This is a genomic window from Frankia sp. Cppng1_Ct_nod (assembly GCF_920656135.1).
GTDB lineage: Bacteria > Actinomycetota > Actinomycetes > Frankiales > Frankiaceae > Protofrankia > Protofrankia meridionalis.
In genome coordinates this window covers 44479-67943 of the sequence record NZ_CAKKTK010000018.1, presented here as the reverse complement: position 1 = coordinate 67943, position 23465 = coordinate 44479, and the positions used below count along the sequence as shown (strand labels likewise).

The following is a 23465-nucleotide window of genomic DNA, read 5'->3' as shown; positions in this document are numbered from 1 at the left end:
GGGTCTGGTGTTGGAATTCGTCACGCTGGGCTGGAACGTGGTCGGGATCGTTGTCCTGACGGTCGCCGCGGTCACGGCGCGGTCGGTGGCGCTTGCCGGGTTCGGATTGGATTCGCTGACCGAAATCGGTGCCTCAGTCGCCGTGGTATGGGAGTTGACCGGTACCGGGTTGGAACGCCAGCGTCGGGCCTCGCGGCTGATCGGGGCCGCGTTCGTCTGCCTCGCGGTGTATATGATGATCCAGTCCACGGTGGTCCTGGCGGTTAGGTTCCATCCTCATCACAGCCCGGCGGGTATCGCCTGGACCGGGATCACTGCAGCGGTGATGTTCCTGCTGGCGCGGGGCAAAGCGCGGACCGGCGCTGCGTTGGATAATCCGGTGCTGGTCGCGGAGGGCCGTGTCACCTTCGTCGATGGCGTGTTGGCGACGGCGGTGCTCGCCGGTCTGGCGCTCAATGCCGGGTTCGGCTGGTGGTGGGCCGATCCGCTGGCGGGCTACGTACTCGTCTACTACGCGCTGCGTGAGGCTCGCGAAATCTTCACCGCGGGTCACTGACCGCCGGTCGTCCCAGGTCGGCCTGCCTGGGGCGGTCCGGGTCCCGTCCCGTATTTGAGTTGGCTGTGGCCGGCGTGACGCGGGACGAGGCCCATGAGCTGGCCGGCCTCGTGGGTCGCCTCCGCGCGGTCTACCGAGCCGCGTACGGAGAGCCCCTGTGGTCGGAGACCGAAGACGACGTCGAACGCTTCCAGGATGACGGCGACCTGGTCGGCGCGTGCTACGCCTACCGCTTCGACGACGCATTCCCACCAGGCGATCTGTCCTATGAGGTGCTCCTCGCCCAGCTCGACCCGCATCTCGTCGCGCGGCACCTACTCGGCGTCGTGGAGATCTCCGAACTGATGGTCCACCCACAGGCCCAGGGATCGGGCATCGGTACGGCGCGGCTGGGATGAGTGGTCCCGGGGTCGCGACCACGTTGAACAGCAGGTTCGTTGGCGTGACGGCAGGGTTCGGGACTCGGAGCACGTCGAGTTGGACGGGGAGCAGGAACACCGCGCCGGAGACCCCGACGGGAGCGGTGACTGCCGCGATCAGCAACCCGGCAACGAATCCGAGCAGGACCGTGGTCACCCGCGCGCCGTCCCTCTCACACCCCCGATCCTGGCCGGCCTCCCCTGGCCGCGGATCGGAGGGGCCGTGCGAGCCAGTCGTTGGCGCCATGCCAGCGCGACCGGTACCGCCCGGACTGGCCGCTCTTCCCGCTCAGGTCCCGCCGGTCGCCGAGGGTCAGGACGACCTTCCGTATCCGGGCAGGCGCTTCGGCGGCCGACCGGCGCCCCGAGGGCGCTTCTCCCGGTCACCCGTTGGTCAGAACTGACGCCACGACAGCCTGCGAGGTGGTCCCGCGCCACGCCTGGGTTCGGAGAGGTACTCCGAACCCAGCGTCGCGTTGTGCCGCATCGCAAACAGGGCTGGTAAGACAGGAGTGCGATAGGCAACGATGGCCCGGTGACCGACGACATCGCGGCGGGATCGTCCGCGTCCTTCGCCCTCCCGCCTGCCGACGGATACGTCGGAGACCCCGCGGTGGCGGCGAAATGGGACGGGCGGTACACCGAGCGAGAGCTGCTGTGGAGCGGTCAGCCCAACAGTGCGCTGGTTGCCGAGGTCGCCGGGCTCACGCCCGGACGGGTGCTCGACGTCGGCTGTGGCGAGGGCGCGGACGCCGTCTGGCTCGCGAGCCGCGGCTGGGATGTCACCGCGCTCGAGGTCTCGGGCGTGGCGCTGCGGCGGGCCGTCCGGCACGCGCGCGACGCCGGCGTGACCGTTCGCTGGGTGCATGCCGAGCTGGCGCAGGCGGGGCACGCGCTGGGGTCGTTCGACCTCGTCTCCGCGCAGTATCCCGCTCTGCTGCGCACCCCCGACGCCGCGGCCGAGCATGCGCTGCTCGCCGCGGTTGCGCCCGGCGGCATGCTGCTGCTCGTCCACCACGCCGGGATGGACACCCAGCCGGCGCACGACGACGGCTTCGACCCGTCCGACTATGTCTCTGGCCCCCCATGGTCGCCGCGCTCCTCGACGACGACTGGAAGGTCGAACTCAACGAGCAGCGACCGCGCATCGCACCCGAGGGCGGCGCCGGCGCGCACCATGCTGACGACCTGGTGCTACGCGCACGCCGGCTGCGCTAACCCCCTGCCCCCTGCGGTCGGTTCAGTAGGCGAGGCAAGACCACGCACCACACACAAGCGTGGACCGATGCCGGAGGTATCCGAGAGAGGCCCACGTCGAAATGCTGCTCGGCGAGATCCTGCCCGCCGGCCGCAGGCCACACCCGCGGCCGACCCCGGCTCGGCGCGGGCGGGGAAGGCTGACGTCGCGAAAGCGAGGTCTGGGATGGTGGAGGCCGTGGGCCGCATCGCCACAGCCTCAGGAGGTCATCGTGAGTTCCTCGCTCTACAACGATGTGGGCGGCCTGGACGGCCTGCGGCGCCTGTCCGCGGCGTTCTACGACCGCGTACTCGCAGACGAGCTGCTCGCACCCGTGTTCGCGCGCTTCACGCCGACCCACCTCGACCACGTGGCCGTCTGGCTAGCCGAGGTCTTCGGTGGGCCAGCGGACTTCTCCGCACACCTTGGCGGCCACCAGACGCTGCTGCACAGCCACCTCGGGCTCGACATCACCGACGAACATCGACAGCGCTGGCTGGACCTGATGACCGACGCGATCCACGAGGTACTACCCGACAGGCCCGAGCTAGCCGCGGCACTCATGGAGTATTTCGAGTGGGGCACCGCCATCGCTCAAGACGTCTCGCATGACCCCGTCGGGACCGACCTGGGCGAGCCCGGCCCCACCCCCCGATGGGGATACCAGGGCCTCGCCCGCTGACGTCGGGCACGGCCAGCCGAACCCAGAACCGGACGGATATCCGGCATCAGCCGAGCAAGATCGGTAGGGCGCGGGCCTACGGAGCATCGACACACTGGACGCATGTCGCGAGCAGGCCGCGATCAGCTCCGGGAGCTGCTTGATGTGGTACTTGCGGGTGCCGACGACGGGGAGCCGCGGTCGCTGACGGAGATGGCCTGCCGAGCACACTCACAAGCGGGCACTGGCTGCCCGCGCCGAACGGCATCCACTACCACCCACCCATGTCGCTGACGGTGTACCCCCTCTGCCAAGCTGGGTTGAGACAGAACGATCAGTCCGTCGGGTGTAGCGAGTAGGGCGAGATGCGGATCAGGATCTTGTGACGTTGACCATGAATGACGTGTCGTCGGGTGGTCCAGAAGGACTGAGCGGGAAGGGAAGGAAAGAATCCGGACCGAGGGACGGCCAGACGACGCGGCGGACGTTCGTCACGAACCCATCCGCACCAGGGTCTTGGTGGTGGTGAACCCGCCGTCGACATCGATCACCTGGCCGGTGACATAGCGGGCCGCATCGGAGGCGAGGAACACGATGACGTCTGCGACGTCATCGGCGTGGCCGACTCTGCCGAGCGCGGTCTCACCGGCCACCGCGGCCTCGAAGCCGGGTAACTGCGCGGCCGGGCCCGAAAACTCGGTGTCGACGTAACCGGGGGCAACGGCGTTCACCCTGACTCCGCGTGGCCCGTAGCGGAGGGCGAGAGTCCGGGTCATGGCGTCGATCGCGCCCTTGGTGGCGGCGTAGTCGACCGAGGGGGAGATCCCGCGAGAGCCTGCGACCGACGACAGGGTGACGATACTGCCCCCGCCGCGGCCGGCCATCGCCCTGGCGAGGATCCCGGCGAGCATGAACGGGCCGCGGAGGTTGACAGCGAGCAGCGCGTCGAGCCGCTCCTCGTCGCCGAGCTTCCCGGCGGGCCGCGGCACGCCCGCGCAGTTCACCAGGATGTCGAGCTGCCCGACGGCGTCGAGTGTCCGGCGGGCCAACTCGGCCCCGGCTCCGGGCAGCGCCAGGTCGGCCGCGAGCACCACGGGGTCGGTCAGCTCCTTGGCGACCGCCTCGAGGCGGGCCTCGTCGCGTCCGGAGAGGACCACCCGGGCGCCGGCCGCGTCCAACGCCCGCGCGGACGCCTCCCCGATGCCACGGCTCCCGCCGGTCACCAACACTGTCCGACCCGCAAGTGCATCCGCCGCATAGATGCTCATGTGCGTCTCCTGCTTTCCGCCGTCGGCCGCCCGCTCAGCCGTCGGTCAGGAGCTTGCCGGGTTGTGCGCCGGTGAGGGTGCCGGCCTCCTGCGTGATGGTGCCGTCGACGACGGTGTAACGGTAGCCGCCCTCGGGTCGCCGGAGCCGACTGCTGCCGTCAGGGAGATCTGCGACGAAGACGTCGGTGTCCCAGTGCAGCTCGTCGAGGGCGAAGACGACGAGGTCGCCGGCCCGGCCGGGTTCGATCACCCCGCGCCGCCGGAAGCCGAACAGCTCGGCCTGACGTCCGGTCAGCTCGTGGACGGCACGTTCGACGGTGAGGTCACCACGGTCGCGGACGTGGCGGGTGAGTAGCAGCGTGGTGTCGCCGCTCGCGCACATCATCTGCACATGGGCGCCGGCGTCGGAGTTCCCCACGACCGCACCCGGATGAATCAGGGTGCCCGCGACGCCGGCCGGATCCTCGTTGGCGACCCCGGCCGAGACGACGCCGGGGGCGAGGTCGTTGTCGAGGACCCAGTCGGCCAGGACGTCAGAGACGTGCCCGCCGCGGGCGGCGAGCAGGTCCGCCAGGCTGCGGCCGAGCCACACCTCGTTCTCGGGCCGGCTCACCTTGATGAACCGCAGCGCGTCGAGCCGCCGCAGCGGGCTGATCCGCGGGAGGTTGGTGTCCCAGTCGAGGCGGGCACGTGCTCGCCAGGCGGGGTCCTCCAGCAGCCGGCGCATCTCCTCCCCGCGGGCCCGGAGCACCTCCGACCAGGAGTCCTTCAGCGTCATCATCAGCAGGCTGTTGTCCCAGCTGATCCGCATGTCCAGGGTGCGGGGGCTCACCTGCGCGTACATCGGGGTGCCGGCGGCCTGCAGCCCGGCGCAGTGATCCAGCCACCGCTGCGCCCGCTGCGGCGAGGCGCTCGTGTGGAACACCCCGTTGAAGGTGGCGACCACCCCTCGAGGCCCGGACAGCGCGGCGAGCCGGTCGACGTCGCGCAGCGGGTGCGGGCCGTTGAGGCCGGGGATGAACTCGACGAACCGCCCATGCTCGGCCAGCACGTCGAGCAGGGCGCCGTGTTCGGCGTCGTCGGCGAGCTGGCTGGGGACGGGGCGGCCGTGGGCGTCCTCGTCAAAAAAAGACGTGGACAGGCCGAAAGCCCCGGCGGACAGGCAGCCCCGCAGCATGGCGGCCAGTTCGCCGCGCTCCGCCTCGGTCGCCGGCCGCTCCCACGCCTCGTCCCCCATCACGAACAGTCGCAGCGGTGAATGGCCGACGAGCTGCGCGACGTTGAGACCGAACGTGCGCTCGCCGAGCGCCTTGGCGTACTCCGGATAGGACTCCCACGTCCACGGCACCGAACACGCGAACGCGCTGCTGGGAATGTCCTCGATGAAACTGAACACGGAGACGACGCCGTCGCGGTGCTCGGGTCGCATCGGCGCCAGCGACAGGGAGCAGTTGCCGGTCAGGACCGAGGTGACCCCGTGCTGCGGCATCGGGTCGCACGCCGGGTCCCACCATAACGTCGGGTCGTAGTGGGTGTGATTGTCGATGAATCCGGGAGCCACACAGGCACCGGCCGCGTCCACCACCGGCTCGCCGTCCGGCCGCAGATCCTTCCCGACCTCGACGATGCTGCCGTCGCGTACCCGCACGTCACCGCGCCGGCCGGGCGCTCCCGTCCCGTCGATCACCGTTCCACCCCGGACCAGCAGATCACCCATCCTCGGGCCTCCCTTGCTCGGTCGGGCTTTCCTACACCTGTCAAAGTTCCACGCCAGGGAACTCGCACGCAACGGGCCGGTGCACGAGGTGGTGCGCTATGCGGCGCATAGTCCGGCGCTTGGAATGCCGGATCTGTCCGTCACGTCACAGCGCCGTCTTCTGGAAGGCCCGTCCATCCTCGGCCGCCACAAGTTAAAGTTAGCCTTACCTGAAGCCTGGATCTCGTGAGTCCCAAGGAGCCGTGTGGACGACGCTACCCGACCGGAAGTCCCGCAACCGCGGCGTTCCCGACAGGATCATCCAATATCGTCATCTGCCGGGGGCCTGGCGACATGCGCGCCGCCAGGCTCACGCACGGTGGTCTGCTCGTCGGAGTCGCGGGGCATCCATGAGGACATCCGTGGCACGGTCCCCCGGCATCGCAGCTACCTGTTCCTCCCCGCACCCGCTCCGTGGCCCCGGTTCGCCGGTCCCGCCCCGGCGTCGGTGCCCGGTCTCGGTCCGGTCCCGGCCGACACCACGACTGTCCTGTACCGGTCATACCCGAACAGCTCGGCCGCACTGGAGCCGTTCCTGTGGAACGTGCACGGCCGGAGGATCACGCGAGGCACGACGCGATCGGAGGCGGACCACGGCGCGAGCGCTGCGCCGCTCGCGCCGTTGCCGCAGGTCCCGTTTCTCGGCGTGTGCATCCACGGCCGCCACGACCCGTGCTGCGGTCTGGTGGGCGCTCCCCTGCTGCGCCGTCTCCACGACCTGCTACCCGACGCCCCGGCCTTCGGCGTGAGCCACATCGGCGGTGACCGCCTCGCGGCGAACGCCATCGCCTTGCCGGGCGGATACCTTCTCGGCCGCCTCGACAGCGCCACCGACGAGCAGCTGTCCGAGCTGGCCCTCGACGGTCTACTGCCGCTCGGCCACATCCGGGGCAGGCTCGGCTCCACGCCAGCCGAATCCGTCGCCGAGATCTGGTTTCGGGAGCGCTACCGTCTGCGCCGACCGGAAGATCTCCCGCATATCACCGTCACCAGCCAGAATGGTGATCACTATACGGTCGCGGCCGAGCATGGAGGCCGGCAACATCTGCTCGACGTCTATCACGATACGCACGAGGGCAGCAAGATCCACTTCACCTGTTCGGCAGCGGAGAAATCCACCGGTCGACGATGGAGGGTCATGGCCCGTCGCTGATCCGGCATCCCGGCCCGCCTACCCCACGGCCCGCCTACCCCACGGCCCACCTACCCCACGGCGCGCATCTGCCGCCGGGCGAGCATGTCCCGGAATCGGTCGACGTTGCGATCGTCAACATTCAGATCAAGTGCGCGAACCAGCTCCTCCAGGTGTCCGGGACGGTTCGTGCCCACCGCAACCCGACCGACCGGGGGCAGAACAAAAGCAAGGCGGAATGCCGCCGCCACGGTGGAGCACTCCTCGTTCGCCGCCATCAGCGGATGCAGTGCCATCGTGCGCCAGACACCGTCCGCCGTATCACCCCCGAAAGGACTCATACCCCACCGCCGTCCGGTCGCGACATCGAGAGCGCGAGCGAGATCATCAACGGTGTCCAGGATTCTCGCGGGGACCAGGATGCCGGCACGGTGCATGAGATACCGCGGTCGGGCCAACCCGGACGGCCCGGCAGCGGTGACCGCCGCAAGCACCGACTGGGGATTCCAGGTGGAAATACCCCATGAGCGGCAGAGATCGGCAGTGACCGCGTCCGCCAGGATACCGGCCGCCACCGCGAGACGATCAGCAGCGTCAGCGGGTTCGAGGTCGCCCAGCGACCGTTCGGGATTGTGCAGGAAGACAACATCCGGCACCCGCCCGAGCGTCACCGCCGTCATCTCAAGGGCTTCGCGGAGTCTGGCCGGTTCCAGCGAATGATCGCTGCGGCCGTCGGTACCCGGGAAGAAACCCACCTTGGTGGACACGGAGAAATGGGGAAGGAGATCAGCCGCGGTACGGACCAGGATCTCATGCGAACGGAAACCCACGTAGTTGAACGCCGTGTCGATATTCCGGATGCCGAGGTCGAGAGCGCTCTCTAGCAGTCCGCGGTCATGCCGAGACCTGTGTAGCCCGAGAACAATTCGGGTGTCAGACCGACGCACATCCCCTCCCTGACCACCAGGTCGGCGAGCCTGCGGACGTCCGTCCCAGTCTCCACACCCAGTTTGGCAACGTTGACCGGGAGACCGCTCAGCAGCCGATCGAGGGCCGGGCGGGCCTTCTTCCTGAAGGTCAGCCTCTTCCCTCCCCCGGAAACGATCACGTTCTCGCCGCTCTCAACGAATTCGGGCTCGAATTCAGTAATGCAGACGACCGATTCGGGACCCTCGCCGGAGCAGTCCACGGGCAGTGCCGGTGGGTGGCGTCTCGGCGGCTGCATCCGTTCACGGTCGGCAAGGAACGCGGCGGGCGGCGACGATCGCAGCAGATCGACCGCCGCGTCCGCCAACGCGCGTTCCTGGGCGACCCGTTCCTGTTCGCTACCGTTACGGACCAGATCGCGCCGGAACACCTCGGCCCCACGAGCCTGGTCGGCGAGCCAGGTGAGCCAGTCGACGCCGGTCCGTTTCGGGAAGCCGAACGTGACATGGAGACTCATGCCACCGGTGTGCTCGGCGCGCGTCGCCTGATGCCAGTATCCACGCGGAATGTGCATGACGTCACCGGCCCGGAGCAGGCCCTTCCACATGGACTGCTCGCTGGGGATACTGTTACGTTCCGCGTCCCGGTACATCGGATCGGTACGGGAGAAGCTCCGCACGTCCCATGTCTTCTCGCCCAGGAGCTGGACGACGATGACATCGTGGTCGTCCCAGTGCAGCGGGAAACCCGCTGTCGACCGGGTGGTCAGATACGCGTTCACCTGGACCAGCTCATGGGACCACCATTGAAGAGCCCGGCAGGCCACCTCCAACGTTGCGTCGAACGTGTCAAGCCCGTCGAGAACCAGGGTGAGCCCGGAATCGAGAAGGTCGGCCAGCCGGTTCATGTCAACGAGGCGGATCCGCTGTCCCCGCCGGCCGAATCGGGTGGTGAGATAGTCACCCGAGTTCATCTCCACACCGCTCTGAAAGCACCTGAGTTGCGGGGGCTCAAGGTTACGCCGCATCACCAGATCCAACAGCCGGGACGGCGTGAGCAGTAGCTGACACAACGCCTCGTCAGCGAAGTGACCGCGAGTGAAGTTCTTCCCCAGAGAAGATGCGCCCGACCAGCCGAGCGCCGCCTCGATGGCACGAACCAGCGGATGTTCCATCGACAACCTGTCCTGGCTCATGTCCAGCCCTGGCGCGATCGGCGGGTCGGGTTCACCCATGTTTCCGGACCGGTCCGTCACTGGCCTTCAGGGTAGTTGAGGCCGTCCGAACCGTCGCTGTCCGAATGCTCGGTATCGAAACGGTCCTGAATGCCGGTCAAGGTCTCCACCGCCACGATAAGATCGTCGTCTGCGTCCACGCGCTCCTCCTCGAGATCTGACGGCCTTCTTCCGACAACCACCTGTACGGCAACACCATTCACCGCTCGAATTTAAGCCATGTGAAGGTGCCAGACGTACTATACGTACACGCGAGGAGTTTCACAAGCCGTTTGCGTGAATACATCCCGTAACGTTCGCCGCCCCGAAGTCTCGGTCGAGGTTGGAACAGCCGGTTAAGCACAGATCCGGCCCATGGTCCAGCCAGCGGTTCGTCCTCACCACCGGCCGGCGGTGGACCACACCATCCGCCGGAGTCTCAAGCAAGTGACTCGGAATGAAACACCACCCCAATACACCACCCGAACCCCGGACGCAAGCCGTCCACCCACCCCCTTGCCTCGTAGATCATATAGCATCACGATCCGGATACGGGCAAGGTGAAATCAGATGCTCGAACACCGGGTAAGTTTTCACGGGGACTGTCGGGATCGGCCTCCCGCCCAGCCGACCGGGACACGTACCACGGGAGACGTCAGCGCGCCGCGTTACGGGATGCCACATTTGCAAGAATGATGGAATTCTTCCACCGGACCCAACCATCAGAAACACACGAAACCATGAGTTTTGGCGATTTCGCGAAGAAGTGTAAATGACAGAAACGGAGCACCAGATGACTTCCGCTACCGATCCTGACTCGCCTTGACGCCCTGGTGACGGTTCGCTAAAAAGTGCCTGCAAGACTTAGAAAAATAATCACAATGGAGTTCCGGAAAATCGGAGGATGCCATGGAAATGCCAGCCGTGACCGAGTGCGCGGTCGAGCCCTGCGCCTACAACCGTGGTCGTGACTGCCATGCATTGGCAATCACTGTCGGAAATGTCAGACACGCTCACTGCGATACGTTCTTTGTCGCCCCGTCCAAGGGCGGCGACTCGTCATCCTCCGGCCGCGTCGGCGCCTGCAAGATGTCCGACTGCACACACAATGTCGATTTTGAGTGTCAAGCCCCGAACATCACAGTCGGTTTCCAGCAGAACGGCGTCGACTGCCTCACATACCAACCTCGTCAGAGCGCCCGGTAATCTCTTTAGAACGCCCGACGATAAGGACGCCGGCTCCACGGGTCGGCGGGATGCTGTCAGGTGGGCGCGGGCAGGGCGAAAGTCCCGGTAAACACGGTGGCCAGCGCGTCAGCCCAGGGCCAGGTTTCGGGGATGCGTCCTCGGCGGCGTCGCTGGTCGAGGATGATGCGGCCGGCGGTGCGCAGCAGCGTGTAGCGGATGTTCCTGGGCTCGGCGGCGGCGAGGTCGCCGCCGAGTGCGAGCGGGCACAGCCAGGCCGGCAGGTCGCAGGCGACGTCGTCTTCCGGTTGATCGAGAAATCCACGGTTCCGACCGAGACGATGCACGACTTCCACCAAGCCCACTCGATGGTCATGGCGGCGTTGTCCACCGGCGTACTCGCCACGAACGCTGTGCTGATTGCCGTCCTGCGCCCGGCTCACCGGCCGCCGCTGCCCGCACGTCGGCCCCGCGCGAGCGGGGATGATCAATATTCCGATGGCAGCTATTCGCAGCCGTTCGAGTCGGCCCCGCGCGAGCGGGGATGATTCGGGGTATCCCGTACCTTGTGTGCTTGCCCTTGCTGGAAGCTGTCACCTATCATGGCTATGGACCTTGAAATTTCGTGAGCTAGAATTGAAGTATCGAGTCCAATTGCTACAAAATCGAGATCGTCGCGATGAGGGCATTTTATAAAATCAACCTCCGTACCGAAGAACTGACCAACCGGCGTAGAGGTCTTCTTGCATGTCTTGACAACCTCAATGACTAACCGTTGAACTGTGGGAGCGTCCACCCTACCCGGAACTCCCATGCTTCCGGAAAGATCGTACGGTCCGATGAAAACGCCCCCAAGCCCTTCGACACCCAGAATTCTCGCCAACTCCTCCACACCTCTGACGGTTTCAATCTGCACGACGACCGAGGTCTTCGTGTTGGCTTCACTCACATAGTTATCGAACTCCAGGCCATACCCATGAGCTCGGGCGATTCCTACCGAGCGCTCCCCTAGAGGTGGATACTTGGCCCATCTTACGAGTCGTTCCGCTTCGACGGGACTCTCGACCTTCGGGCAGATAACTCCACCGCAACCCGCATCGAGCGCCTGCTTTACAAATATCTCCTCATTGGCTGGAATTCGGACCAGGACCGATACAGACGCGGGAGCAGCACACAGAAGGCCACTCAGCTGATCCGTTGATATGTTGCCATGCTCACAATCGACAAAAATCCAGTCGCACCCCGCCTTAACCGCAACCTCAAGAATTCGTGGATCAGGAACGGTAATAACTGTCCCTACGGCGGCGAGGACTCCATCGGCAGTAACGCTAGGGAATACGAGAAGATCCTTGGTCACTATTTCTCCTATGCGCATTCATGACGACTGGTCACCACCCGTTCGGATGAGAATTTGAGCGGGCTTCCAGTTGTTGTTGACCAGGGTCGATGGATGATCAGATGTTTCTCATCCAGGGTGATGGTGTAGTACTATGCGGATCGGCCTCGGCTTGCTCCGGCACGAAGAGCCCGTCTATGATTATGAAGGCGGGGGACCTGGGGCACCTTTCCTGTTGCCACGAGTGTATTCCTCGGATTCTATATGTTCACCACCACCGGCAGGCCACCGGCACTGCTCACCGACTGACTCGCCGAGAACAAGGTGACAATCGTCCGCATGGAATCGACCAGTGTCTACCGGAAACCGGTCTATTACATGCTGGAAGACCGGCTCGTGTGTTGGTTGTCAGGGATGACCTGCGACGTCACCTTCGCCGCGGCCCACAGCCGGATCCGAACCGGCAACGGCCCCCGCGCCATGGCCTCGCTGCGCAACCTCGCCGTCAGCATCCTCCGCCCGACCGGCACCATCAACATCGCGAAAGGATGACGGCACCCGCCCGCCGACCCGAACAGCCGCCTCGGACCCTCATGACCTGCTGATAAGCAACTTCGCGAGGCCCTGCCAGCCACCCCGACGAGACGAACCGACCCCGTGTAGATTTTCATCCCTCCTGTCTCCTGGGCCGGCGCTGACAAGGGCTTCTTCAAGATCTTCTCGGTAATCTGTCGTCAAGATTTCTCATCGGATCCGTCGTCGCGACAGGTAGGGGATGTACGGCTTCCTGATCCGGCGGGAGGTTTGTGACCTGGGTTTCTCGCCGAAATTGAATCTGGATGCCGCACGCTGCACGAATCAGCTTGACACGTAACGCGACGGCGTGTTGTAGTTACCTCATGTTCAGGGGCAAAGATGCTTGGTGGTTACAGGCGCGCGTTCCGACCGGATGCTGCCACCCCGCTGGACGAGGTACGACCTGGCAGCGGGCCGGTGCCAGGTGAGGTCTCTGCCTAACCGGTACCAGTAGGCCTTACCTGCAGGAACGCAGATGACGTACCACCACGAGCGGCCGGTATGCGGCGATGTTGAGGTCCGCATGGCGCCTTTGTACATGTCACCAGCAGAGGCAGTAACCACCCCCTTTGGGAGGGCTTCGTGTCCGTCGCCACCGCCGAAACCGCCAAAGATGTTGCCGTCGACTTCGAGTTCACCGACAGCGAGCGGGACGGCCTCGCGAAGGAACTCAACTCGATCAACGCAAACCCGTACCGCACCTACGACGCCTTCCTGTTCCAGGTACGCGTCCTAATAGCAGACGGAAAGGTACCGGAGCGTTTCGTACGCTTCAGTGAGTCGCTGGTCGACCGGGACCGTGACCGCGATCCGGTCATCCTCGTGAAGAATGCGCCGATCGACCGGGATGTCCCACCGTTCGACTTCGACGAGCCGGTACGCTCGAAATACGAAATCAAGAAGACGTTCATCGCAGAGGCTTTCCTAGCGCTGTTCGCGGAATTGCGCAAGACCCCGGGAATCGGCTATGTCAACGTCAATGATGGTGACGTGTTTCAGGACATCTACCCCAAGCGCGCACTTTCCGAGTCGCAGTCGCAGAAGGCACTGAAGGAGATCTACTTCCACAAGGACCTGGCGAACCACTTCGTCCGGCCGGACCACGTCTACATGCTGGGTATGCGCAGTAATCCGGTGAACGAGGTGTACACCACCTTCGTCCGTAACATCGACGTCATCGAGGCCTTCACCGCCGAGGAGCTGGAGCAGCTGCGCCGGCCCAACTTTTACACACCGTTCGATGACCTGACGGTGTACGGCGGCAACCGCGAGCTCGGGGACGCAGACCAGCACCCTGTCCTGAGCGGCGAGACCGACATCCGGTACTTCGAGAACCGCACGGTCGGTCTCATCCCAGAGGCCGAGGCCCTCAGCCAGAAGCTGAAGAAGGTCCTGCACAACGTCAAGGAGCGCGTCTTCATCAGCCCCGGCGACTTTGCCTGCGTGTACAACAACCATGCGGTCCACGCGAAGGAGATCATCTCAATCGGGAGCGAGGACGCACTCCGGGAACGGTGGATCATCAAATCCGTCAACGTGGACGATCTGGCTCCGCACGCCGAGCACTTCATTCCGGGCACGGACTACCTCGTCAACGGCTGATCCGCAGGGCGGTTCCAGCCGCACAGTTCCCTCCCGCTGTATCGTCCGGTCCCGCTGAGCTGTCCGTCGCCGGGCGGCGCGATCGGGTCGCATGCCAAGCAGGCGCGAGAGGCCGCGTGGCTGATGGCGGCCGCGTGCCGTCCGGTGCTGTATGTCGGGGGTAGGCTACTCAGGGCGTTGGCTTCGGTGGAGCCGCGAGTGCTGCTCAAGGTGACCGGGATCCCGGTGGTGACCACGTTGATGGCGCGGGGGCGTTTCCGGGCAGTAACCGGCAGCATCTGGGGATGCCCGGGATGCCCTGGCCGGTGGCGGCGTCGCAGGAGGCGGGTCTGATCGTGTCCTTAGGGCGCGGTTCGATGATCGGACGGCCGTGAGGCTGACCACATTCGCGCTGGAGGTGAACATCCTGCACGCGGACATCGATCCGATCGATCCGGCGGAGATTTCGAAGAACCGGTGGCGGACGTGCCGATCGTGGGGACTGCCGGGCGATGATCGCGGATCTGATCGTGTCGGATGAGCATCCATATGTGTGGTTGAACCCGGGTGGGTCGAGATAACGGGGCATGCGGCGGGTGATGGGGGCGAAGGCGGGGCGGCCGGAGATAACTGTGTAGGCGATCGACGGGGACGGGTGTTTCCAGCTGGCCGATCGGGACCTGATCGCATGCGCGATCAACGATATCCCGATCAAGGTGACAATGATCAAAACGGGTGTCCGCGGATAGTCCGGCAGTGGCAGACGTTGTTCTACGACGAGGGAAAGAAGGACACGTGACCACTCCCGCCCCGACCAACGCCATGACGGCGGCTCCGGCGCTCTCCGGCGTTGCGACCCTGTGTGATGCACTGCGTGCTCGGGCGCAGGCCCACCCCCACCAGACCGCGTTCCGCTTCATCACGGACGCGAGGCGGTTCGAGGACGAGTCGGGCAGCCGCGTGGTGACCTACGGGGAACTCGACGCGCGGGCCGGGACCATCGCCGCGGCGCTCGGTGAGCATGCGAAGCCCGGTGACCGGGCCGTGCTGCTGTACGCCCCTGGGCCCGACTACATCGCCGCGTTCTTCGGTTGCCTGTACGCGGGCGTGGTCGCAGTCCCGGCCTACCCGCCGTACGCGGGCAGGTCGGTGGCGACGCTGGTCGGCATTGTCCGCGACGCGAGCCCATCGACCTTCCTCACCAGCGCCGATCTGCTCGACGGCTGCCGTGCGGGTCTCGCACTCGAAGGCGACGAGATCACGGTGCCGTGGCTCGCCACCGACGCACTGACCACCGACCCGGCCGGGTTCGTGGTGCCGGACGCGGTCGCTTCGGACGCGCTCGCCTTCCTGCAGTACACCTCCGGTTCGACCGGGAATCCGCGTGGCGTGATGGTCACCCACGCCAACCTGCTGGCGAACATCAGCGCCATCGTCGACCTGTGCCGGCCGGACGCGGACGTCAGGGTCACGTCCTGGCTACCGCCATACCACGACATGGGGCTCATCGGCGGGATCCTGATGCCGATCTGTACCGGCATCGAGACCGTGCTGATGGCGCCGTTCGACTTCCTGCGGGACCCGCTGTGCTGGCTGGAGGCGATGGCCCACTTCAGTACCACGCACAGTGTCGCTCCGAACTTCGCGTACGACCTGTGCGTGCGCAAGGCCGACCCGGATCGGCTACGCGGGCTCGACCTGAGCCACTGGAAGTTCACGCTCAGCGGCGCGGAGCCGGTACGGGCCGCCACCATGGACCGGTTCGCCGAGACGTTCGCTCCGTGCGGCTTCGACGCTGCGGCGTTCCTGCCCGTGTACGGGCTCGCCGAGGCCACGCTCCTGGTGGCCGGCTCCGCACCCGGTACGCCGATCCATACCACCCCCGCGCCGGACGCCCAGGCCGGGAAGCTGGTCTCGGTCGGCTGCCCGGTTACCGCTACCGCGGTGCAGATCGTCGATCCGGAGACCCGAACGGTCTGCCCGGACGGCGAGGTGGGCGAGATCTGGGTAGCCGGCCCGGGTGTCGCGAACGGCTACTGGAACCGTCCCAAAGACAGCGAGCAGAGCTTCCGTGCCGAGTTGGCCGGTGGGAACGGCCCATACCTGCGCACCGGCGACCTGGGTCTGATCCAGGACGGAGACCTGTACGTGGCGGGTCGGATCAAGGATATGATCATCATCCGCGGCCGCAACTACTTCCCCCAGGACCTCGAAGAGGCCGCTTGGTCGGCCGACCGCCGCCTGCGCGCCGGCTGCGCGGCCGCGTTCAGCGTGACCGCCGACACTGAAGAGCAGCTGGTCATCGCGGCCGAGTGCGCGAGCCCGGTGAACGAGGAGGCGGCGGCTGAGATCGCCCGGGGGGTCCGCAGCCGGATCGCCCAGGATCACGGCATCGTCGTTCACGGACTGGTCCTGTTGACCCGCGGCACGATCCCCAAGACCAGCAGCGGCAAGATCCGCCGGTCGGCGACGAAGGCCGGATACCTCGGCGGCGAGCTGTCCACCGTCGCCAGCAGCACGCTGGAGGTCGGGCAGCGGCGCAGCGCTCCGGCCTCGCTCGACACGGTGGAGGACAAGCTCGCATTCGCGCTGGCGGCTGTGATCGATGCGGACGGGATCGGCCCCGACGACGACTTCTTCGCGCTCGGTGGGGACTCACTCCGTGCGGTCGAGGCGACCGCCGTTGCCGCCGAGTTCGGTCTCGCTTTCGACGCGAGTGTCCTGTACGCGAACCCGACGGTGCGCAGGCTCGCCGGTGCGCTGACCCGTACCGACAGCGCCGACGGGCCGCGACCGTCGGCCGAGGCGACGGTCGCCGTGTTGCGCAGCCCGATCCCGCCGGTCGAGGACGCGAACAGCTACCCGTTGTCCCCGATCCAGCGCCGCTGGGCGGCCGACTACCTGGGCGACCGGCGGCGGACCTGGGGCAACATGAGCCAGCGGATCCCGTTCGGCGCCGTCGACGTGGACGTGCTGAAGGCCGTGATCCGTTCGCTATGGCTGCAGCACGAGTCGCTGCGCACGCTGTTCCCGGAGGTCTCCGGCGAGCTTCGCCAGATCGTCATACCGGATTGCGATGTGCCGCTCGACGTCCACGACCTGCGCGGCTTGCCGGACGAGGAGCAGGGCGTGGCGCTCGCCGCGATCGAGGGAGCCGCCGCCGCGCACGTGTTCGACCTGGCCAACGGCCCACTCACCCGGGCGACGCTGGTGCGCACCGCACCGGACGCCGCGCTGCTGTTGCTGACGGCCCATCACATGATCGCCGATGGCTGGTCGTTCCTGTCGGTCCGGGACCAGATCGAGGCCGCGTACACGGCCGCGGTCACGGGATCAGGGCCGGCACAGGAGCCGGCGGAGGCCGTGCCGATCCGGTACCGCGACTACGCGGTCTGGATGAACCGCCTGGAGACGTCCGGCCTGCTCGAGGATTCCCGCCGGTACTGGTGCGAGGAGCTGGTCGGCGACCTTCCGGACACGCTGCCAGTCGACGCCACCGCGGCCAGGACAGGTAGCGCCGCCGGCGCGAGCGTGGTCGCGGCGCTGCCGGCCGAGCTGGCGGATGCGGTCACTGCGGCGGCCGCGCCCCGCAGGGTCAGCGTCGCGGCGATCCTGTACGCCGCCTTCTTCGCCGCGATCGGGCGGCGCACCGGCGGCAGGGACCTCATCATCGGCACGCCGCTGGCCGGCCGAGACCGGGCGGACATCCGCGACGTGGTCGGGATGTTCATCAACCTGGTACCGATCCGGATGCGGGTCGAGCCGGACGGTGCCTTCAAGGACCTGGTCGAGGGCGTGCAGACGAAGCTGTTCAAGGCGGTGACCCACCAGCGCTGGCAGCTGGACCGGATGGCTGAGGACCTCGGCATCGAGCGGCAGCCGCACAAGTTCGCGGTCACCAACACCTTCTTCACCAAGATGGATGTGGGCGGCGCGATGGCGCTGCCACCGGGCAGCGGCGTGTTCGCCCGCGAGCTGCCGATCGACGTGCGCTTCCACATGATGTTCTATGCGTACCAGTACGAGGGGGGGATCCTCGTCGAGTGCAAGTACCGCGGTGCCCTGTTCTCTGCGGACGAGGTGACCGCGATCGTCGAGGACTACCTCGACGTGTTGCGGCGTGAGCTGCCGCCGACGACGAGCCACGGACGACCCTCGCCTCGCACAGGCCCGACTCGGCGGTAGCCGTCCCTGTCGTCCTGCCGGCTGTCGTTGTCGGACTAACTATGGGGCTCATAGTCCCACGGTGGCGACGGCGAACCGGCCGGTCGGTCGGGGCATCGCGGAGTTCTGGCGCGTCGACATCTCCCGCCCCGAGACCTCCCGCAACGGCGGGGACGGCTTCCGTCGCGGCGACCGGGCGGGGCTTTAGCCGCGATCCACATCGCGCTCACAGGTCATCAGCCGGTGATGTCGTTTCGGGAAAACGCTTGTCACGGGGCAAGTGCCCGGATCGCGGCTGCGGCGACGGCGGGCGTGAGCTGCGGGTGGTCGAGTGACGGCAGAAGCTGTCCGGCCCGCGTCTGCGCAGTGATCGCATGCACGGCGGCGAGGCGCGCCGCCGTCGTGATCGGGTGACGGGTGGTGATGGCCGCGGTGAGCAGACCTGGCAGCGCATGCAGCGGACGGGGCCCGGCGGTGGCTGCGATCAGTGGTGGCGGGGTCTCCATGCGGGTGTGGAGCAGCGGAACGCCCTCGGGCGGCGCTACCAGGCCGATCAGATCGATGATCAGATCGGTCTGGTCGGCGAACCGGTGTAGTGGCCCGATGCCGTACTGGACAGGATCGTAGAGGGTGAGGTCACCGATGCCGGCGGCGACCAGCAGGTTGGCGAGTTCCCCGCCGCGGGCCGGATCCACCACGACGACCCGGGCACGGCGTGGGTCGATACCGATCCTGCGGACGGCGCCCAGGGCGGCGGCAGCGGCTGCCACGGCAAGACCGTCGTTGACGGTGTCCAGGACCAGGTGGGGTGCGGAGCCGGCGGAATCAGCGGGGTCAAGTACGGAGCCGAGTACGGCCCGGGCCGCGTTGATGCGACGGATATGAGTGTGGATCAGAACAGTGGCGGCAAACCCGGGAGCAAGCATCCGAATGGCGCACGCAAGATCATCGACGCTGTGGGCGGCAACGGGTAACGGGATGACGTCCAGGCCGGTGGCCCGGTGCAGGTGGACGGCCTGGGACTCCACCGCGGGCAGGGCGGTCTCGGCCGGCAGCGGCTCGAAGTCCAGGACGGCGCTCGCATCCGTGAGCAGGGCTACCCGCCGGGAACGGCCGGTGTAGCGGTCGGTGTGGCGTGGGTGGGTGGTCAGATGGGTGATGACGCGGCGGTCGGCATCGGCGTCCAGCAGTGCGACGTCATGGCCGGTGGTGGTGGCCGCGCAGACCCGCTGGGAGAGCTTGCCGGTGGAGGCGGCAAGGAAGACCAGATCCTCGGCGTGCAGCAGGTCGGCGCCGAGACGGCGCCGCAGCGTGGTGGTGAGCCACGTCAGGGTGGGCATGCTGTCGGCGTCGAGGACCATGCGCCGGGCCCCGGTCGGGTCGGACTCGTCGGACTCGTCGGACTCGTCGGACTGGCAGGTGACCGCGCCGGGTGCGTCGGCGAGGACCGCCTCGACCGTGGCCATCGCCCGTGCCAGGATGCGGATCTGGATGCTGTACGCGGGGTTTACCCCGGCGGCGCCCGGGACCGGTCCGCTCACCCGGATCCCGCCTCGGCGTCACGAAGCTGTGCGAGCAGCCCCTCCTGCCCGGCCAGCATCTCGGTGAGGATCCGCCGCGCGGCCCGCATCAGCTCGGCCACATCGCCGCCCGCGAGCGCGTACACCACGGTCGAGCCGTCCCGGGTCGCGGTCACGATCCCCGACCGGCGCAACACCGCCAGCTGCTGGGAGAGGTTCGACGGCTCCACCTCGATGGCCACGAGCAGATCCCGGACCGGCATCGGCCCGTCCTGTAGCAGTTCCAGCACCCGGATCCGCACCGGATGCCCGAGCATCCGGAAGAACTCCGCCTTCGCCTGATACAGCGGAACCTGCATCCGCGCGGCTCCCCTCATTCTCATCCCCCCACATCCGGCCCCGGGAAGGCTGCCACCATGTCGCGAATTCACGAACTCTTCAATTACAGCCCAGATCCGAGGTCGCGTGGGCACCAGCCGCTCAGATCCCTAGCCGCTCAGCACTAGCCTAATTATTAAGCTATTTTTACTAATAGGCTTCAACGAGTGACCCGTTTGAGGGTCACGAAGCCCGACCGGAGGAGGTCCTTCAGGATGCCGGACAGCCAGGACGCTCCCGACGGGCAGGCCGTGACGGTGCCGACGACCCCGCCGGGCACGACCCCGCCGACCCCGCCGGGCAAGGCGCCGACGGAGCCGTTGGCGCAGGCACGCCGAGCCGCGGCTGCGTTGCGGACACTCGCCGGTCACCTCGCCACCGGGGACATGCCCCTGGACGACCTGCGCGCCATCGCCGACGCGGCCGAGCTCATGGAGGAGCAGGCCCGGCCGTACGCCCGGTCCAGCCGGTACGACGGCCGGGCGGGTCTGCGGATCGGCAGCGCCGACAACGCCGTGCTCTGGGAACGCCATCCGATCTTCGGGCTCTCCCATCCGTTCGCCCCGCCGCTGGTCATCGAACGCCGCGGCGAGGCCTTCCACGGCGAGGCAAGCCTCGGCCCGGCATACGAGGGAAGCCGGAACAACGTGCACGGCGGCTACCTCGCCGCGTTGTTCGACGTCATGCTCGGGTACGCCGCCGCCCTGTCCGGGACACTCATCGCCACCGGGACGATGACCATCCGTTACCGGGCGCCGGTTCCCATCTCGACATCGCTCCGGCTGGAGTCCGAGATCGGCGAGGTCGACGGTCGCAAGATCCGGGCGGTGGCCCGCCTGCTGATCGGCGACACCGTGCACGCGCAGGCGGACGGCCTGTTCATCAGCGTCGGCCCCGAATGGTTCACCAGCCCCGACTGATCATCCCGTGGAGCGCCCTGCCCGGAGATCGACGAGCGGGTGGGTCCCGGGGGTGTTGCGTGGACGGACCGCACGGTCGGGCAAGCTGTGCACGGACACTGCGAACCTCCAGCGAGAAGGCGGATCAACATCGTGACGACGTCTGTGCATCGCAGGATCGCCGAGGAGCTCGGCGTGCGCGAGGGGCAGGTGACCGCGGCCGTCGACCTGCTCGACGGCGGTGCCACCGTGCCGTTCATCGCCCGCTACCGCAAGGAAGCGACCGGCATGCTCGACGACGCGCAGCTGCGTACCCTGGAAGAACGACTGCGCTACCTGCGTGAGCTGGAGGATCGGCGCACCGCGATCCTCGAGTCGATCCGCTCCCAGGGCAAGCTGGACGACGCGCTCGAGGCGCAGATCATGGCAGCGGACTCCAAGGCACGCCTGGAGGACATCTACCTGCCCTACAAGCCCAAGCGCCGCACCAAGGCGCAGATCGCCCGGGAGGCGGGGCTCGAACCGCTCGCTGAGGCGCTGCTCGCCGATCCGACCCTCGACCCGCAGACGGCCGCAGCCGCCTTCATCGACGCGGACAAGGGCGTTGCGGACGCCACGGCAGCGCTGGAAGGCGCGCGCGCGATCCTGGTCGAGCGCTTCGCCGAGGACGCCGACCTGATCGGGACGTTGCGTGAACGGATGTGGTCACGGGGCCGGCTCACCTCCCGGGTACGCGACGGCAGGCAGGATGCCGGTGCCAAGTTCGCCGACTACTTCGACTTTGCCGAGCCGTTCACCAAGCTGCCCTCGCACCGGATCCTCGCGCTGTTTCGCGGCGAGAAGGAGGAGATCCTCGACCTCACCCTCGAGCCGGAGGCGGAGCCCGACGGGCAGGCCGCACCCCGGCAGACACCCGCGCCGAGCGGCTACGAGCTGACGATCGCCGAACGCTTCACCATTGCCGACCAGGACCGGCCCGCCGACCGCTGGCTGGTGGACACGGTGCGTTGGGCCTGGCGCACCCGCATCCTCGTCCATCTCGACATAGACCTGCGGATGCGCCTGTGGCAGGCGGCGGAGGAGACCGCGGTGGGGGTGTTCGCCGTCAACCTGCGCGACCTGCTGCTCGCGGCGCCCGCCGGGGCACGGGCGACCATGGGCCTCGACCCGGGCCTGCGTACCGGCGTGAAGGTCGCGGTGGTCGACACGACCGGCCAGGTGGTGGCGACCGAGACCATCTACCCGCACGCGCCTCGGCGGCGCTGGGACGAGTCCATCGCGGTTCTCGCCCGGCTCGCGAGCCAGCACGGCGTGGAGCTGATCGCGATCGGCAACGGCACCGCATCCCGGGAGACGGACAAGCTCGCGGGCGAGCTGATCAGGCTGCACCCCGAGTTGACGCTCACCACTGTCGTGGTGTCGGAGGCCGGCGCCTCGGTGTACTCGGCGTCGGCGTACGCCTCCCGCGAGCTACCCGAGCTGGACGTGTCGCTGCGCGGCGCGGTGTCGATCGCGCGCCGGCTGCAGGACCCGCTGGCGGAGCTCGTCAAGATCGACCCGAAGTCGATCGGGGTCGGTCAATACCAGCATGACCTCTCCGAGGTCAAGCTGTCACGCTCACTCGACGCGGTTGTCGAGGACGCCGTAAACGCGGTCGGCGTCGACGTCAACACCGCCTCGGCACCCCTGTTGACGCGGGTGTCCGGCATCGGCGACGGGCTCGCGGAGAACATCGTGCGCCACCGCGACGCCCACGGCCCGTTCCACTCGCGCCGGGCGCTCACCGACGTCCCGCGGCTCGGCCCGAAGGCGTTCGAGCAGTGCGCCGGCTTCCTGCGCATCCGCGGCGGGGACGATCCGCTCGACGCATCCAGCGTGCACCCGGAGGCATATCCGGTGGTACGCCGCATCCTGGCGGCGACCGGCAGCGACATCACGGCGTTGATCGGCAACACCGGCACACTGCGTGCCTTCAGGCCCGCGGACTTCGTCGACGACGTCTTCGGCCTGCCGACCGTCACCGACATCCTGGCCGAGTTGGAGAAGCCGGGCCGCGACCCGCGTCCGGCGTTCAAGACCGCGACCTTCGCCGAGGGCGTGGACACTCTTGCCGATCTCACGCCCGGGATGCTGCTCGAAGGCGTCGTCACCAACGTCGCCGCGTTCGGCGCCTTCGTCGACGTTGGTGTGCACTCCGACGGCCTCGTACACGTCTCGGCGATGTCGAGGACCTTCGTCTCCGACCCACGTGACGTGGTGAAGTCGGGTGACATCGTGCGGGTGAAGGTGCTCGACGTCGACATCGCCCGCAAGCGCATCTCACTCACGCTGCGACTCGACGACAAAGCCGAAGCCGACGACAAAGCCGAAGCCGAAGGCCGCGGCGAGCAGCAGAGCAAGTCCGGCTCCGGGCGCCGCGACCGCGGCGGCCCGCCGCGCCCAGACCAGCCCCGCGCAGCCCAGCCCCGTGCGGGCCAGCCCCGCCCAGCCCAGCCCCGTGCGGGACAGCCGCGCGCAGCCCAGCCCCGGCCTCGCCGTGGCGAGTCGAACAGCGCGCCGACCGGTGCGCTCGCGGATGCCCTGCGCCGCGCCGGTCTGATCGACGAGTTCGGTAACAGCGTCACCGGCCCGAAACGCCCCGGCCGCTGACCGGTGCC

At 67.4% G+C, this 23465-nt stretch carries 22 protein-coding genes and 1 pseudogene; 14 read left to right on the top strand and 9 right to left on the bottom strand.

What is annotated here, in order from left to right:
- From NBW77_RS08100 to NBW77_RS08085, 5 genes and pseudogenes are all read left to right on the top strand, one after another.
- Positions 1–556 (top strand): cation diffusion facilitator family transporter (locus NBW77_RS08100; protein WP_242605882.1); only part of this gene is annotated, 556 nt, incomplete at its 5' end.
- Between the two features lie 65 nt (positions 557–621).
- Positions 622–954: a hypothetical protein gene (locus tag NBW77_RS08095; RefSeq protein WP_165486143.1), complete on the top strand. Its 333-nt coding sequence runs from the start codon at positions 622–624 to the stop codon at positions 952–954.
- Between the two features lie 556 nt (positions 955–1510).
- Positions 1511–1948, top strand: a pseudogene (locus NBW77_RS22760) (class I SAM-dependent methyltransferase); the annotation flags it as partial.
- Between the two features lie 113 nt (positions 1949–2061).
- On the top strand, positions 2062–2193 hold the full coding sequence (locus NBW77_RS22755) for a hypothetical protein (RefSeq protein WP_284346901.1): 132 nt from the start codon (positions 2062–2064) through the stop codon (positions 2191–2193).
- Positions 2194–2444: 251 nt separating this feature from the next.
- Complete coding sequence (locus NBW77_RS08085; RefSeq protein WP_131747147.1) at positions 2445–2894, top strand: group II truncated hemoglobin; 450 nt, start codon at positions 2445–2447, stop codon at positions 2892–2894.
- A gap of 470 nt (positions 2895–3364) precedes the next feature.
- On the opposite strand, the gene NBW77_RS08080 is transcribed toward NBW77_RS08085, so the two are convergent.
- Positions 3365–4141, bottom strand: a complete 777-nt coding sequence (locus tag NBW77_RS08080) for an SDR family NAD(P)-dependent oxidoreductase (protein ID WP_250279509.1) — start codon at positions 4139–4141, stop codon at positions 3365–3367.
- 34 nt (positions 4142–4175) lie between these two features.
- The gene (locus tag NBW77_RS08075; RefSeq protein WP_131747149.1) at positions 4176–5858 is read right to left on the bottom strand and encodes an N-acyl-D-amino-acid deacylase family protein; all 1683 of its coding nucleotides are present in this window, start codon (positions 5856–5858) and stop codon (positions 4176–4178) included.
- A gap of 358 nt (positions 5859–6216) precedes the next feature.
- Between NBW77_RS08075 and NBW77_RS08070 the strand changes: the two genes are divergently transcribed.
- Positions 6217–7050, top strand: a complete 834-nt coding sequence (locus NBW77_RS08070) for a sucrase ferredoxin (protein WP_131747150.1) — start codon at positions 6217–6219, stop codon at positions 7048–7050.
- A gap of 50 nt (positions 7051–7100) precedes the next feature.
- On the opposite strand, the gene NBW77_RS08065 is transcribed toward NBW77_RS08070, so the two are convergent.
- From NBW77_RS08065 to NBW77_RS22050, 3 genes are all read right to left on the bottom strand, one after another.
- A complete protein-coding gene (locus NBW77_RS08065; RefSeq protein WP_131747151.1) occupies positions 7101–7976 on the bottom strand; it encodes an aldo/keto reductase in 876 nt (291 codons plus the stop codon).
- Positions 7910–9130: a JmjC domain-containing protein gene (locus NBW77_RS08060; RefSeq protein WP_131747183.1), complete on the bottom strand. Its 1221-nt coding sequence runs from the start codon at positions 9128–9130 to the stop codon at positions 7910–7912. The genes NBW77_RS08065 and NBW77_RS08060 overlap by 67 nt, the downstream gene beginning before the upstream one ends.
- A gap of 77 nt (positions 9131–9207) precedes the next feature.
- Positions 9208–9330, bottom strand: a complete 123-nt coding sequence (locus NBW77_RS22050) for a hypothetical protein (RefSeq protein ID WP_284346899.1) — start codon at positions 9328–9330, stop codon at positions 9208–9210.
- Between the two features lie 748 nt (positions 9331–10078).
- On the opposite strand from NBW77_RS22050, the gene NBW77_RS08055 reads away from it, so the two are divergent.
- Positions 10079–10375, top strand: a complete 297-nt coding sequence (locus NBW77_RS08055) for a DUF1540 domain-containing protein (protein ID WP_131747152.1) — start codon at positions 10079–10081, stop codon at positions 10373–10375.
- A 56-nt stretch (positions 10376–10431) separates the two neighbouring features.
- Here the strand turns inward: NBW77_RS08055 and NBW77_RS08050 are convergent, their stop codons facing one another.
- The gene (locus tag NBW77_RS08050; protein ID WP_165486145.1) at positions 10432–10797 is read right to left on the bottom strand and encodes a hypothetical protein; all 366 of its coding nucleotides are present in this window, start codon (positions 10795–10797) and stop codon (positions 10432–10434) included.
- Positions 10798–10859: 62 nt separating this feature from the next.
- Positions 10860–11711 (bottom strand): HpcH/HpaI aldolase family protein, encoded by an 852-nt coding sequence (locus NBW77_RS08045; RefSeq protein WP_165486146.1) that lies wholly within the window; start codon positions 11709–11711, stop codon positions 10860–10862.
- 393 nt (positions 11712–12104) lie between these two features.
- Between NBW77_RS08045 and NBW77_RS08040 the strand changes: the two genes are divergently transcribed.
- The 5 genes from NBW77_RS08040 (at position 12105) to NBW77_RS22045 (ending at position 18219) form a co-directional block, all read left to right on the top strand.
- The gene (locus NBW77_RS08040) at positions 12105–12242 is read left to right on the top strand and encodes a hypothetical protein (RefSeq protein ID WP_250279508.1); all 138 of its coding nucleotides are present in this window, start codon (positions 12105–12107) and stop codon (positions 12240–12242) included.
- Between the two features lie 606 nt (positions 12243–12848).
- Positions 12849–13868 (top strand): hypothetical protein, encoded by a 1020-nt coding sequence (locus tag NBW77_RS08035; RefSeq protein WP_175324729.1) that lies wholly within the window; start codon positions 12849–12851, stop codon positions 13866–13868.
- Positions 13869–13991: 123 nt separating this feature from the next.
- A complete protein-coding gene (locus tag NBW77_RS22750) occupies positions 13992–14201 on the top strand; it encodes a hypothetical protein (RefSeq protein ID WP_242605885.1) in 210 nt (69 codons plus the stop codon).
- Between the two features lie 441 nt (positions 14202–14642).
- On the top strand, positions 14643–18032 hold the full coding sequence (locus NBW77_RS08025) for an AMP-binding protein (protein ID WP_250279507.1): 3390 nt from the start codon (positions 14643–14645) through the stop codon (positions 18030–18032).
- 61 nt (positions 18033–18093) lie between these two features.
- A complete protein-coding gene (locus NBW77_RS22045; RefSeq protein ID WP_284346898.1) occupies positions 18094–18219 on the top strand; it encodes a hypothetical protein in 126 nt (41 codons plus the stop codon).
- 61 nt (positions 18220–18280) lie between these two features.
- On the opposite strand, the gene NBW77_RS08020 is transcribed toward NBW77_RS22045, so the two are convergent.
- Together NBW77_RS08020 and NBW77_RS08015 are read right to left on the bottom strand one after the other, a co-directional pair.
- Positions 18281–19552 carry a malic enzyme-like protein gene (locus NBW77_RS08020; RefSeq protein ID WP_131747155.1) on the bottom strand — a complete coding sequence of 424 codons (1272 nt, stop codon included), beginning with the start codon at positions 19550–19552 and terminating at the stop codon, positions 18281–18283.
- A complete protein-coding gene (locus tag NBW77_RS08015) occupies positions 19549–19890 on the bottom strand; it encodes an ArsR/SmtB family transcription factor (RefSeq protein WP_131747156.1) in 342 nt (113 codons plus the stop codon). The genes NBW77_RS08020 and NBW77_RS08015 overlap by 4 nt, the downstream gene beginning before the upstream one ends.
- Positions 19891–20124: 234 nt before the next feature.
- Between NBW77_RS08015 and NBW77_RS08010 the strand changes: the two genes are divergently transcribed.
- Positions 20125–20829, top strand: coding sequence for a PaaI family thioesterase (locus tag NBW77_RS08010; protein ID WP_131747157.1), 705 nt, complete (start codon positions 20125–20127; stop codon positions 20827–20829).
- Between the two features lie 129 nt (positions 20830–20958).
- Positions 20959–23457, top strand: coding sequence for a Tex family protein (locus tag NBW77_RS08005; protein WP_502799453.1), 2499 nt, complete (start codon positions 20959–20961; stop codon positions 23455–23457).
- Positions 23458–23465 lie beyond the last annotated feature (8 nt).